The sequence below is a fragment of the Photobacterium sp. 53610 genome (assembly GCF_036409375.1).
GTDB lineage: Bacteria > Pseudomonadota > Gammaproteobacteria > Enterobacterales > Vibrionaceae > Photobacterium.
In genome coordinates this window covers 1197528-1210955 of record NZ_JAXOFS010000001.1, presented here as the reverse complement: position 1 = coordinate 1210955, position 13428 = coordinate 1197528, and the positions used below count along the sequence as shown (strand labels likewise).

The following is a 13428-nucleotide window of genomic DNA, read 5'->3' as shown; positions in this document are numbered from 1 at the left end:
GAGCGAAAGCGCTTGGGTTTCAATCCTGAACAGAATGTTGTGTTTCAGTTGCTCATTAATTCATTAATGATGTTGCTGGAATCGAGCCACCAGTCGTTTGGCTGCTGCCTGATGCCGGTTCAGCAGTGCAGGTAAATCGAGGCCAATAACCATGCCGTCATGGACTCGCCATTGACCTGCAACCATGACTCTGTCGGCCTGATGCGCACCACATAAGATCAGTGCGGCCAGCGGGTCATGGGCACCCGAGAAACGAATCTCGTCCAGACGGAACATCGCAATATCCGCCTGCTTGCCGACAGCCAGAGTTCCGAAATCCTCCCGTCCCATCGCACGAGCCGAGCCCGAGGTTGCCCAGCGCAACGCATCAAAATGGGTGACATCGGCTGAACCGTAGCGCAGCCGCTGAATGTAAAGTCCCATCCGGATTTCGTTCACCAGATTCGAGCCATCGTTTGATGCTGAACCGTCGACACCCAGACCGACTTTCACACCGGCTGCTTCCAGTTCTTTGTTCCGGCAAATCCCGGAGGCCAGCATCATGTTCGACGACGGGCAATGGCAGATCCCGACTTTGGCCTGACCCAGACGACGGATTTCTTCTTCATTGAAATGAATACCGTGCGCCAGCCAGGTACGGTGATTCAGCCAGCCGGTCTCTTCGAGATAATCGACCGGGCGAAGGCCAAAACGCTCCAGACAGAAGTTTTCTTCATCAATGGTTTCACACAAATGGGTGTGCACCATGACATTTTCCCGTTCAGCCAGCCTAGCCGTCTCTTTCATCAGATCTGTGGTGACCGAGAAAGGCGAACACGGGGCCAGCGCAATCTGCGTCATGGCACCGTCACCACGCTGGTGGTACTGACGAATCAGACGCAGACTGTCGTCCAGAATGGTCTCTTCGGTCTGAATGGTATGACGCGGCGGCAGGCCGCCTTCGTCTTCCCCCAGACTCATGGAGCCGCGGGTAAAAATCGAACGGATGCCGAGTGTGCGTGCCGTTTCGACCTGAATATCAATGGCGTGTTCGAGCCCGCGCGGGATCAGATAGTGATGATCGGATGCAGTGGTGCAGCCGGACATCATGAGCTCAACCAGTGCCAGCTCTGTGGCAACTTGCATCATTTCTTCATCTAATCCAGCCCAGACCGGATACAGGGTTTTGAGCCAGTGGAACAGCTCTTTGTTCAGTGCATCCGGATAGGCCCGGGTCAGGGTCTGGTAGAAATGATGGTGCGCATTGACCAGACCCGGTGTGATCACATGCTCGCTGGCATCAATGACCTGATCCGGAGTCTGGCTGGGTTGTGCACCGAGGGGAACCAGCTCAATAACCTGACTGCCCCGAATGACCACGCCACCGCGGGCATCCGTTTCAGTCTCTGAGCCTGTGTAAATGGCTAAAGGGTTTTTCAGCCAAATGGTTTCCATTTTGATTTCCTTAGCCTTCTCTGCCGTTTCCGAGGAGAAGGTCTGATGGGGTGGACCTGGTGTCAGCCAGGTCCGGGGTTGATGAAAGTATTGGGATTTACTCTCTGTTCAGGATTGTTTGACGGTTTCTATGGCCTGCTTCTTTTCAGCGGACTCTGCATGCTGAATATGTGAATCGGCCAGGGCGTCCTCTTCTGCCTCTTCCTCGATTTTATCGCTCAGTGCAGATTCAGGCAGGATTTGGTTCAGCAGTACGGTAATGATGGTGCCTGTGGTGATACCGGAGTGGAACAGGCTCTGCAAATCATGCGGAAGATGCTGGATCAGACGAGGCTCAATGGTGACAGCAAGGCCAGATGCCAGACCGACACAAATCACCAGGGCATTGCGTTTGGTATCTGCAGCTTTGATCAGCATACGGATACCGGCATAGGCAATCATGCCGAACATGATGAAGCCAACACCGCCCAGGACAGGTTTAGGAATGGTCACCGCCACAGCAGCCAGTTTCGGGAACAGACCGCCGAGAATCAGTAAAGCGCCTGTCGCTGCGACAACATAACGACTGGCAACCCCTGTGATGCCGACAATACCGACGTTCTGGCTGAAAGATGCCAGTGGCATGGCCGTCAGGAATGACGCCAGTGTACTGCCCAGACCATCGCCCAGCAGGCCGCGTTTCAGGTCGTTACCCGACAGTTTGACTTTACAGTTGTTCGCCAGTGCCATGAAGTCGCCGGTCGCTTCTGCAATCACCACGATATAAACCAGACTCATACTGACAATCGCAGACAGGCTGAAGCTCATGCCGTATTCCATGATAGCCGGGCGGCCAATCCACTCTGCGCGCGCAATCTGGTTCAGATCAACCATGCCCATTGACAGTGCAACCAGATAACCGCCTGCCAGACCGATGACAATGGCAGAAGCAGCGACGGCGCCACGGCAATAAATGGAGACAACAATAACGATGGCTAATGAAATGAAGGCCAGAAACAGTTTTGGCATGGTGGCGAACTGTTCGCTGGAGGTTGGGGCATCACCGACCCAGTTCATGGCAACCGGCAGAATGGTCAGGCCAATCAGGGTCACGACGACGCCACTGACCACATTCGGGAACAGCTTGCGAATTTTATCCATGAAGAAGCTGGCGGCGACGACGACGAATGAGCCAACCAGTGCGGCACCCATGATCGCGCCCACGCCGCCGTTATTCCCGATGTTGATGGCGACGCCCAGGAAACCGAAGCTGGAGCCCATCACGACAGGGAGACGGATGCCGACCGGGCCGACCCCGAGACATTGCACAATGGTCACAACGCCGGATGCCAGCAAGGCTGCGTTGATCAGGGTAACGATTTCATCAATGGGCAGGCCGATGGAACTGCCGACAATCAGGGGAACAGCAACAATCCCGCCGATGGAGGCAAGCATGTGCTGAATCGCGAGGAGCAGGGTAATGCTGTGTGGTGGTCTCTGGTTGAGCGTATAGAGAAGTTTCATCGTTATTTCTCCACAATTCATCCGATGAATTGGCTGCGTAGGGTTAATGTCGTGTTTACGTCTTTTGGTTTTTAAAGGGTGCAGGGACCTGCTCCTGTAGCGTTACAGAAGTGGTGTGCACCAAAATCATTGTTTATTTATGTTTTTAGAATCAGAGATACACCAGCTTGGCCACAAAGATTGCAGTCAGGATGTACATGCTGATGGAGACATCTTTGGTTCTGCCGGTTGCAACTTTCAGCACAGTGAAAGTGATAAAGCCCAGCGCGATACCATTTGCGATAGAAAATGTCAGCGGCATCATCAGTGCGGTGATTGCTGCGGGTGCTGCATCGGTGAAGTCATTCCATTTCACATGCTGCATACTTCCCATCATGACAAAGGCCACGTAAATCAGCGCACCGGCGGTGGCATAAGAAGGGATCATACCCGCCAGAGGTGAGAAGAAAATTGCGGCAACAAACAGCAGTCCGATCACTATAGCGGACAGGCCCGTGCGGCCGCCAGCAGCAACACCTGCGGCACTCTCGACGTAACTGGTGACCGGCGGACAACCGACACAGGCACCGGCCACACTGGCGATACTGTCAGCTTTCAGCGCCTTGCTCAGACCTTCGATTCTGCCGGTTTCCTTGTTTCTCAGATGAGCGCGTTCAGCCACACCCATCAGGGTTCCCGCAGTATCAAACATGTTGACGAACAGGAAGGCCAGGATCACGCTGATCATTGAAATGTTCAGGGCACCGGTGATGTCCATTGCAAACAGGGTTGGTGCAAGACTTGGCGGCATAGCAATCACACCGTTGTACTGAACCAGTCCCAGCATGAAACCAACCAGAGTGACACTGAACATCCCGATGAGCACGGCACCAAAGATATTGCGTTCACTCAGAACCGCGATAATCAGAAAGCAGATCGCAGCCAGTAATGCCTGTGGCTGGGTAAAGTCTCCCAGGCTGACCAGTGTGGCCGGATTGTCGACGATGATCCCTGCGGTTTTCAGACCAATCAGGCCCAGAAACAGACCGACACCGGCCGTCATGGCGAAACGAAGGCTTTCGGGAATACTGTCGATGATCCATTCGCGGACTTTATAGAAACTCATCGCGACGAAGAGTACACCGGAAATAAACACGGCCCCCAGGGCGACCTGCCAGCTGTAGCCCATTTCTCCCACCACGGTGAAAGAGAAAAAAGCGTTCAGACCCATACCCGGTGCCAGACCAACAGGCCAGTTGGCGAACAGGCCCATCAGCAGTGTACCGATGGCAGCACCAATACAGGTGGCGACGAAGACAGCTTCAGCATCCATGCCTGAGGCCGACATGATTTGTGGGTTAACGAAAATGATGTAAGCCATGGTGGCAAAGGTTGTAATCCCACCGACGATCTCATTTCTCACGCTGGTGCCGTGAGCGCTGAGTTTAAACAGACGCTCTAACAATGAAGCTGAACCGGCTTCAGAACGGCTGAGCGTTTCTGTTTTCGAATTGTTCATGACGACGCTTCCTTTTTGTGCCTGGACGTCTGTGTGCTGGCTATTATTGGTGTATCCAACTTCGCAGACGAATCAGGGCTTTCCCTCTATCTCCAGGCCATCACTTGCTGAAATCCTTCCGGCCTGCTCGCTGCCGGAGACTGCATGGTTTCTGAAGTGATTAATACTTAGCCTGCACTTTTGTATACAATCTTCAAACTCTCTTGCGTCACTCCCGAACCTGCATCTGACCTCAGGCCCGAGAGTAATTGGTTGCTACTTTTGCACGGTTTTGGATCAGCTGCCCCGATATGTGGAGAAGCTGTAAGGGGATACCAGTAACGGGACGTGATAGTGGCTGCTGGTATCGGCAATTCCGAAACGGATGACAACATCATCCAGGAAAGGGACCGAAGCCAGTTCAATACCTTGCTGTCTGAAGTAGTGTGCCGTCTCGAAAATCAGCTGATATTTGCCGGCGGTGAAGTCTTCGCCTTCCAGCAAAGGCTGATCGGTTCGACCATCCGAGTCGGTATGCGTGGTTTTTACCAAAACAAAATCTGTGCCTTCCTGACGGAACAGAGACACTTTGATTTCTGCTCCGGGTAAGCCTGAGGCTGTATCAAGCACGTGAGTAGTCAGTTTTCCCATGGATAACCTCGCGCGTTGCGCTCCTTTAGTTGTACGAATATGGATGCTTTGTTGCATAGCATATTCTATGCCTTTCTGTGTGATCCGATATCAGTTCGCCACATTGTATTTAACTATGTACACAACTTTATCGATTAGTAAAGGGTCGTGTAACTGAAATGTTAACCCGGATGATAGGCGCGCTAAGCCCTTGTTGGCTATGGGAACTCGATAAGATATTGATATTTAAGAAACCAATGATTGGATCACAACTGCTTAACTTTTTTTGATTGTTCACAAAAAATGTTAGGTACATTTTATTTACAAAAAATCTGGATATTGTATACAATCGCTGTTATAAATTGATTATCAGATGGTCATAGCGTTGACCAATTAGGATCAAAAGGAGTCATGTGTGAGTAATGAGTATCCACGCAATCTGATCGGCTATGGTGCAGTACCGCCGCACCCTCGTTGGCCAAATGACGCTCGCGTCGCTGTCTCTTTTGTTCTCAACTATGAAGAAGGTGGAGAACGTTGCATTCTTCATGGCGATAGTGAGTCGGAAGCATTTTTATCTGAAATCCCAGCGGCGCAGCCTTTTCCGGGTCAACGTCATATCAGCATGGAATCCATTTATGAATACGGCAGCCGTGCTGGTGTCTGGCGTATCCTGCGTCTGTTTAAGCAATACGATATCCCGCTGACCATTTTTGGTGTCGCGATGGCACTGGAGCGTCACCCGGATGTGGCGAAAGCTTTTGTTGAGGCAGGCCATGAAATCTGCAGTCACGGATACCGTTGGATTGACTATCAGAACGTGGATGAGTCTGAAGAACGTGATCATATGATGAAAGCCATCGAGATCATCCAAAACCTGACAGGCGAGCGTCCGTATGGCTGGTACACAGGCCGTACCGGTCCGAATACGCGTCGTCTGGTCGCGGAAGAAGGCGGATTCCTGTATGACTCGGACGCCTACGATGATGATCTGCCTTACTGGCATGAAGAAGGCCCGAAACCTCAGCTGGTTATTCCTTACACGCTGGATGTCAATGACATGCGCTTTGCGACCGTGCAGGGCTTCAATGCTGGTGATCAGTTCTTCAACTATTTAAAAGATACCTTTGACACCCTGTATGAAGAGGGCGCGGCTGCACCCAAGATGATGTCTGTGGGTCTGCATTGCCGGTTGATTGGCCGTCCGGGACGGATCGCAGCGTTGCGCCGTTTTCTGGAATATGTGAACCAGCATGACAAAGTCTGGCTGTGCCGCCGCGTTGATATTGCCAAGCACTGGCACGAGCATCACCCGCACCCAAGTATGAAGGAGTTTTAATGATGGCACGTTTTACGTCTTGCCAACCGAGCCAAATGACCAGGGATGAGTTTGTCGCTCAATTTGCTGATGTTTATGAGCACAGCCCATGGGTGGCGGAAAAAGTTTATGACAATGGCATCAGCGAGGCAGATGATGAAATCGCCACGCTCCATGCCCGGATGGCTGATACTTTGTTATCGGCCAGTCATGCAGAACAACTGGCACTGATCAACGCGCACCCGGATTTAGCCGGACGTGCTGCGGTGAATGGCGAGCTGACGGCGGCATCAACCGCGGAACAGGCAGGCGCAGGGATAGATCAGTGTTCACCTGAAGAATTCGAAAAATTCAATCGTTACAACGACAGCTACAAAGCACGATTTCAATTTCCCTTCATCATGGCAGTGAAAGGGGCCAATCGTTATCAAATCCTTGAATCCTTTGAGGAGCGATTAGGTCATGATATTGAGGCTGAGTTCAATAAGGCGCTCGAAGAGATCAATAAGATCGCTTTGTTCCGTCTGCAGACCATGTAACCAGGACAGGAATAAAAAGGATGAGTACACCAGTAAGAACACTGACGATTGAGCCGCTAACGCGCGAAGCATTTGCCCCTTTCGGAGATGTCATTGATAAAGAAGTCAGCGACTACTTTATGATCAACAATGGTTCGACCCGACGGTACCATGCCATGGCGAATGTGGATGTCGCGACTGAAGGCGGTTCAGCAATCATCAGTATCTTTGAAGCCCAGCCTCTGAGCTATCCGCTGCGGATCGCCATGATGGAGCGGCACCCGCTGGGTTCTCAGGCTTTCATTCCTTTACTGGGTCATCCGTACCTGATCGTGGTGGCCCCGAAAGGGGATACACCAGACCCCGCTCAGCTTAAGGCGTTTTACAGTAATGGACGTCAGGGCGTGAATTATGGAAAAGGGGTCTGGCACCACCCGGTGCTGGCGCTGCACGAAAACGACCAGTTTCTGGTGGTTGACCGTGCCGGACCCGGCAATAACTGCGATGAAGTGCACTTCTCTGACGATGTCCGAATCGAATTATCACTGAGCAGTTTGGAGCAGGAAGCATCAACCGTCGTACTTTGATAAGCCAGAGGCAATCAAAGAACGCATAACATAACAGGAGTTCGTTATGGATCCACATATGACGGAATGGCTGAATCTGGTAATTCGCTGGGTTCACATGATTGTAGGTATCGCATGGATTGGTGCCTCATTCTACTTTATCTGGCTGGAAAACAACCTGAACCGGGTGAACCCGAAAACCGGCTTATCCGGTGATCTCTGGGCCATTCATGGCGGCGGGATTTACCATCTGGAAAAATACAAGCTGGCGCCACCCAGCATGCCGGAAAATCTGCACTGGTTTAAGTGGGAAGCTTATTTCACCTGGATCACCGGTATTTTGCTGCTGTGTGTCGTGTATTACCTCAATGCCGATATCTATCTGGTCGCACCGGGTTCCGGTCTGGGCTCAACGGCTTCCGTTGCGCTGGGCGTGGGGGCACTGGCTGCAGGCTGGATCATCTATAACCTGCTGTGTGATTCACCGTTGGGTAAAACACCGGTCCTGCTGGCAATCATACTGTTCTTTGGACTGGTCGGGGCTGCGTATGGTCTGAGCCAGGTTTTCAGTGGCCGGGGTGCTTATATTCACGTTGGCGCCATCATCGGGACCATCATGGTCGGGAACGTATTCTTCGTCATCATGCCGGCTCAGCGCGGTCTGGTGAAAGCTATTGAAGAAAACCGCGAACCTGATCCGGTGCTGCCTGCGAAAGGTTTGCTGCGCTCGCGTCACAACAACTACCTGACGCTGCCTGTACTGTTCATCATGATCAGTAACCATTTCCCGAGCACCTATGGCTCTGAATATAACTGGTTGATTCTGGCAGGTCTGGCGGTATTCAGTATTCTGGTTCGCCATTACTTCAACACCCGTCATGGTGGTCAGAAGTTTGCCTGGACATTGCCGCTGGCGGCACTGGGTATGGTTGCGCTGGCATTTGTGACATCTCCATACGCCAGCAGAATGGGTGAGACATCTGCTCCTGCGGCGCACGTTGAGTCTACAGCGGTGCAGGGTGAAGCGGGTCAAACCGCAGCAGCACAACCACAAAACAGTGGTGTGTCTTTTGCCCAGGTGAACAATGTGATTCAGGAGCGCTGTGCAGTCTGCCATTCTGCGCACCCGACTCATGCAGCGTTTAAAACCGCGCCTGCAGGTGTGATTCTGGATACACCGGAAGAAATTAAAGTCAATGCACCACGTATTGTTGCTCAGGCGGTTCAGACGAAAGTCATGCCGCTGGGTAACCTGACTCAGATGACTGATGACGAACGTAAGCTCATCGGTGCCTGGGTCAAACAGGGCGCGCAACTCTAGCGCCCTGTGGGGTGAAAATCCCTGCGTTATAGTCCGTTAGGCCTGAAATATCCGGTGCTTCAGTCGACCAATCTGCAGTGCCGGGTAAGTAAGGTAATAATCTCCTTTACATATCAATCCATAATATGTGACCAGCCCCATACGTCTTGTATCGGGGCTTTTTTTTGTTTCTGATAAATGTCTGAGAAAGATGGTTATTTTTAATTGACTGACGGATAAGCAAGAGGCATTGATTTCCGGGAAATTTTGATAAAAGGATCACTATTCGAACCTCTTTTCTATGTGTATTGGGATGAGTGCACCTATGTTTCGAACGAAGCATTAAAAAAGGAGTTGGTCATGGATTTTATCGAAAGATTGCAGACGCTAGCGAAAAAGGTTGAGCAGTTTGCCGGGACACTTGCAACAGAAGAGGCGACGAAAACAGCGCTGGTCATGCCTTTTTTACATTCAGTTTTAGGCTACGATGTGTTTAATCCGCAAGAAGTGATTCCCGAATTTACGGCAGATACGGCAACGAAAAAAGGCGAGAAAGTTGATTATGCACTGATGAAAGATGGTGAGGTGCAGATATTGATTGAGTGTAAAAAGTTCGGTGATGAATTATCGACGAAACATGCGGGGCAGCTTTTTCGTTATTTTTCAGTGACAAATGCCAGAATTGCCATTTTAACCAATGGTGTGAAATATCAGTTTTTTACTGATTTGGATGCACCCAACAAGATGGATGAAAAGCCTTTCCTGACTTTAGATCTTGAAAATCTGGATGAGCATTTAGTGCCAGAGGTTAAGAAGCTCACGAAAACTTCTTTTGATGTTGATTCTGTGGTGGATGCCGCAGGGGAACTGAAATATACAAGCCAGATTAAGAAAGTTTTGGGTGATCAGTTTAACCATCCGGAGGAAGATTTCGTTAAATTCTTCACTTCTAAAGTTTATGACGGGGTTCAGACACCGAAAGTAAAAGCCCAGTTTATGGAATTAACGCAAAAAGCGTTGAAGCAGTTTTTAAATGACAGCATTAATGCGCGTTTACAATCTGCGATGGGTTCTGAATCAAAATTGTCTCAGATTGAATCAGTTTCTTTATTAAATGATGATGAAGCTGAAAAAGAAGGAGATTCAAAAATTATCACGACAGAAGAAGAAATTGAAGGATTCAATGTCGTGAAAGCGATTCTTCGCCAAAAACTGGATGTCTCCCGTATACACTCGCGTGATACACAAAGTTATTTTGGCGTGCTTCTTGATGACAATAATCGTAAGCCACTCTGTCGGTTACACTTTAATGCAAAGCAGAAGTATTTGGGTGTGATTGGCGAGGATAAGAAAGAGACTCGCTATCCGATAGATTGTGTCGATGATCTCTTCAATCATACGGAACTTCTGCTTTCAGTGGCCGAACGTTACATGCAACCCGAACCATCCGCCTCATAGCGCAGTGTCCATTAACACATGCCCCATCTGTTTTGAAAATGGGGCAGTTTAATCCTGTGGCCTCATCAGCAATATCAGCAGTTCATTGTTTTCTGTCAGCATATCCGCAATCGTGCATTCGTCGAGCTGTGCCAGAAAGGCCTCTTTTGCTTTGGCCAGATAGTTTTTCAGACGGCAGGCTGGGGTAATGTGACAAAACTCCGGCGCACAGTTCACCACCTGCAGCGGTTCCAGATCCCGTACCACTTGCCCAATCACAATCTGATCCGCCGGTTTCGCCAGACAGATCCCGCCATTTTTGCCGCGGACGGTTTTCACATAACCGAGCTGGCCCAGTTTATTGATGATTTTCACCATATGATTTTTCGACACGGCGAAAGTTTCACTGACATGGTGGATGCTAGTGAGTTCCCCGTCTGGCAAGGCGCCAAGCAGGATCAAGGCACGGAGGCCGTAGTCAGTAAAGTTAGTCAGTTGCACGGATTTTCCTCTTGTGGAGCAGTGTTCAGTGTAATTCCTTTATTGACTGAAAGATATATTTCAGATACAACTTTAAAACATGCATTACAGATACATGTTTTAAAGGAAGTCATTATGCTCAGTCAGAACACCATTGATATTGTGAAATCCACCGCACCACTACTGGCCGAAACGGGTCCGAAACTCACTGCTCATTTTTATGAGCGGATGTTCCGTCATCATCCTCAGCTGAAAGATATTTTTAACCTGACCCATCAGGACAGCGGCCGCCAACGCGAAGCTCTGTTCAACGCGGTTTATGGTTATGCCGCGAATATCGACAATCTGGAAGTACTGCTGCCTGTGGTTGAAAAAATTGCGCAGAAACATGCCAGCTTCAATATTACAGCCGAACAATACGCGATTGTTGGTGAACACTTACTGGGCACGATTGACGAAATGTTCTCGCCGGGTCAGGCTGTACTGGATGCCTGGGCGGAGGCTTACGGTGTACTGGCAAAAGTCTTTATTGACCGTGAAGAAGCGATTTACCAGGAGAGTGAAGGTAAAACCGGCGGCTGGCGTGGTACCCGGGAATTCGAACTGGTGGCAAAAACATCAGAGAGTGATGTGATTACCAGCTTCGTCTTCATGCCGACCGATGACCAGCCGGTCGCGGCATATCAACCCGGTCAGTATATTGGCATCTACTTAAAGCCTGAGAGCTTTGAGTATCAGGAAATCCGTCAGTACAGCCTCTCATCAGCCCCGAATGCGCAAACCTATCGAATTTCCGTCAAGCGGGAAGCGCAGGGCACCGTGTCTAACTATTTGCACCAGCACATAAAAGTGGGCGATAAAGTCCGGCTGGCGGCACCGTCGGGTGATTTTTACTTCCGTTCTGACGCTTCTCAGCCGGTCGCACTGATTTCGGCGGGTGTCGGCCTGACGCCAATGCTGGCGATGCTGGAGAGTATTCAGGAGAGTCATCAGGCGCCTGTGCACTGGTTACATGCAGCGGAAAACCATCACCAGCACGCGTTGGGTGCGCACGTTCAGAGCATCGCAGACAAGTCGGAACAGGTTACCAGCCACGTGTGGTATCGCGAACCACAGGGGAAAGATGCAGATTTTGAAGGACTGATGGATCTCAGCCAGTTAACAGACACAATTGACTGGCAGAATACGGTGTTCTACTTCTGCGGTCCGGTGCCGTTTATGCAGCATATTGCGAAGCAGCTTCAGGAAAAGGGCGTGTCTGAGTCGCAGATTCATTATGAGTGCTTCGGACCGCATAAGGTGCTGTAAGGTTAAGTCCGACTGATAAAAAACGCCCGTCCTCGGCGGTATAACAAACGTGAATACCGAGGGCGGGCAAGGATAGACGCATTGTGGAGACGCGAGTTTTAACTCGCTTTTTTCTTGGTTACCATTTCTGGTTCGGTTGTCCCTTCTGACTCATAGGCTTTCTCGCCATAGACGAAGGTTTTGCTGACAGTCCGGTCATCGCCCAGACTCATCAGGACAAAGAGTTGCTCTTCCAGGGTTTTGGCCTGTTGCATCCGGAAAGACATTAACGGGGTTGCGTGCAAATCCAGCACCACGAAATCGGCTTCTTTCCCCGGTTGCAGGTTGCCGATTTTTTCGTCCAGATACAGCGCTTTCGCACCGCCCAGTGTTGCCAGATACAGTGATTTGAACGGATGCAGTTTCTGCTGCTGTAATTGCAGCACTTTGTAGCCCTCGCTCATCGTCTGAAGCAGAGAGAAACTGGTGCCGGCACCGACATCGGTTCCCATCCCGACACGCACGCCATGCTGTTCCATTTTCGGCAGGTTAAATAAACCGGAGCCCAGGAACAGGTTTGATGTCGGACAGAACGAAATGGCTGAACCGGTTTCGGCCAGACGCTGACATTCACAGTCGGTCAGGTGAATCCCGTGCGCAAAAACGGCACGTTCTTTCAGCAGTTTGTAATGGTCGTAAACATCCAGGTAGGTGTCACGATCCGGGAACAGCTCCAGTACCCATTCAATCTCTTTCTTGTTCTCGGACAGATGCGTGTGCATGTACACATCCGGATATTCTTCCAGCAGTTTGCCTACGGTCGCCAGCTGTTCATCGGTACTGGTTGGCGCAAAACGGGGGGTGACCGCATACAGAAGACGATCTTTCTTGTGCCATTTTTCGATCAGGGCTTTGGAATCCTGATAACCTGACTCCGGGGTGTCGGTCAGGTAATCCGGCGCGTTTCTGTCCATCAGCACTTTACCGGCGATCATCCGCAGTTTGCGTTTTTCAGCTTCTTCAAAAAACACATCCACAGATTCTTTATGCACGGTGCCGAACACCAGCGCCGTTGTGGTCCCGTTGCTTGCCAGTTCATCAAAGAAGATATTGGCAACCTGACGGGCATAAACCGGATTCTTGAACTTGAGTTCTTCCGGGAACGTGTAGTTTTCCAGCCAGTCCAGCAACTGCTCTCCATAAGAGGCAATCATGCCGGTTTGCGGGTAGTGAATGTGTGTATCAATGAAACCGGCGGTGATCAGTTTGTGTTCGTACTGCGTCACTTGCAGGGTGGACGGTTGGCGTGCCAGCACTTCTTCGGCCGGGCCGATATCCAGAATATGGCCGTTTTCCACGACCAGAACACCGTCTTCAAAAAATTCAAAACTGTTTTCAAGCCCGACGTCATGGGGATCGGCAATGCTGTGTAAAATCGCTGAGCGATAAGCTGTGCGTTGTGTTGTCATTTAAATTTC

12 protein-coding genes are annotated in these 13428 nt (G+C 50.5%); 6 read left to right on the top strand and 6 right to left on the bottom strand.

What is annotated here, in order from left to right; translation table 11 throughout:
* Positions 1 to 63 precede the first annotated feature (63 nt).
* The 4 genes from SPK40_RS05535 to uraH form a co-directional block, all read right to left on the bottom strand.
* The gene (locus tag SPK40_RS05535; RefSeq protein ID WP_330959691.1) at positions 64 to 1434 is read right to left on the bottom strand and encodes an 8-oxoguanine deaminase; all 1371 of its coding nucleotides are present in this window, start codon (positions 1432 to 1434) and stop codon (positions 64 to 66) included.
* Positions 1435 to 1542: 108 nt separating this feature from the next.
* Positions 1543 to 2937 carry a nucleobase:cation symporter-2 family protein gene (locus tag SPK40_RS05530; RefSeq protein WP_330959690.1) on the bottom strand — a complete coding sequence of 465 codons (1395 nt, stop codon included), beginning with the start codon at positions 2935 to 2937 and terminating at the stop codon, positions 1543 to 1545.
* A 151-nt stretch (positions 2938 to 3088) separates the two neighbouring features.
* Complete coding sequence (locus SPK40_RS05525) at positions 3089 to 4435, bottom strand: NCS2 family permease (RefSeq protein WP_248139756.1); 1347 nt, start codon at positions 4433 to 4435, stop codon at positions 3089 to 3091.
* A gap of 276 nt (positions 4436 to 4711) precedes the next feature.
* Complete coding sequence (gene uraH, locus SPK40_RS05520; RefSeq protein ID WP_330959689.1) at positions 4712 to 5065, bottom strand: hydroxyisourate hydrolase; 354 nt, start codon at positions 5063 to 5065, stop codon at positions 4712 to 4714.
* A gap of 394 nt (positions 5066 to 5459) precedes the next feature.
* Between uraH and puuE the strand changes: the two genes are divergently transcribed.
* The 5 genes from puuE to SPK40_RS05495 all read left to right on the top strand — a co-directional run bounded on the left by puuE (position 5460) and on the right by SPK40_RS05495 (position 10204).
* Entirely contained in the window at positions 5460 to 6383 is a 924-nt protein-coding gene (puuE, locus tag SPK40_RS05515) for an allantoinase PuuE (protein WP_330959688.1), read from the top strand.
* A 2-nt stretch (positions 6384 to 6385) separates the two neighbouring features.
* Positions 6386 to 6901: a 2-oxo-4-hydroxy-4-carboxy-5-ureidoimidazoline decarboxylase gene (gene uraD / locus SPK40_RS05510; RefSeq protein WP_330959862.1), complete on the top strand. Its 516-nt coding sequence runs from the start codon at positions 6386 to 6388 to the stop codon at positions 6899 to 6901.
* Positions 6902 to 6921: 20 nt separating this feature from the next.
* A complete protein-coding gene (locus tag SPK40_RS05505; RefSeq protein WP_248139762.1) occupies positions 6922 to 7467 on the top strand; it encodes an ureidoglycolate lyase in 546 nt (181 codons plus the stop codon).
* A gap of 46 nt (positions 7468 to 7513) precedes the next feature.
* On the top strand, positions 7514 to 8767 hold the full coding sequence (locus SPK40_RS05500) for a urate hydroxylase PuuD (RefSeq protein ID WP_330959687.1): 1254 nt from the start codon (positions 7514 to 7516) through the stop codon (positions 8765 to 8767).
* 339 nt (positions 8768 to 9106) lie between these two features.
* Entirely contained in the window at positions 9107 to 10204 is a 1098-nt protein-coding gene (locus SPK40_RS05495; protein ID WP_248139766.1) for a type I restriction endonuclease, read from the top strand.
* A 48-nt stretch (positions 10205 to 10252) separates the two neighbouring features.
* Here the strand turns inward: SPK40_RS05495 and nsrR are convergent, their stop codons facing one another.
* Complete coding sequence (gene nsrR, locus SPK40_RS05490) at positions 10253 to 10684, bottom strand: nitric oxide-sensing transcriptional repressor NsrR (protein ID WP_330959686.1); 432 nt, start codon at positions 10682 to 10684, stop codon at positions 10253 to 10255.
* Between the two features lie 114 nt (positions 10685 to 10798).
* On the opposite strand from nsrR, the gene hmpA reads away from it, so the two are divergent.
* Positions 10799 to 11971, top strand: a complete 1173-nt coding sequence (hmpA, locus tag SPK40_RS05485) for an NO-inducible flavohemoprotein (RefSeq protein ID WP_330959685.1) — start codon at positions 10799 to 10801, stop codon at positions 11969 to 11971.
* Between the two features lie 98 nt (positions 11972 to 12069).
* Here hmpA and guaD read toward each other — a convergent pair whose 3' ends face one another.
* Positions 12070 to 13419, bottom strand: coding sequence for a guanine deaminase (gene guaD / locus SPK40_RS05480; RefSeq protein WP_330959684.1), 1350 nt, complete (start codon positions 13417 to 13419; stop codon positions 12070 to 12072).
* Positions 13420 to 13428: the final 9 nt, after the last annotated feature.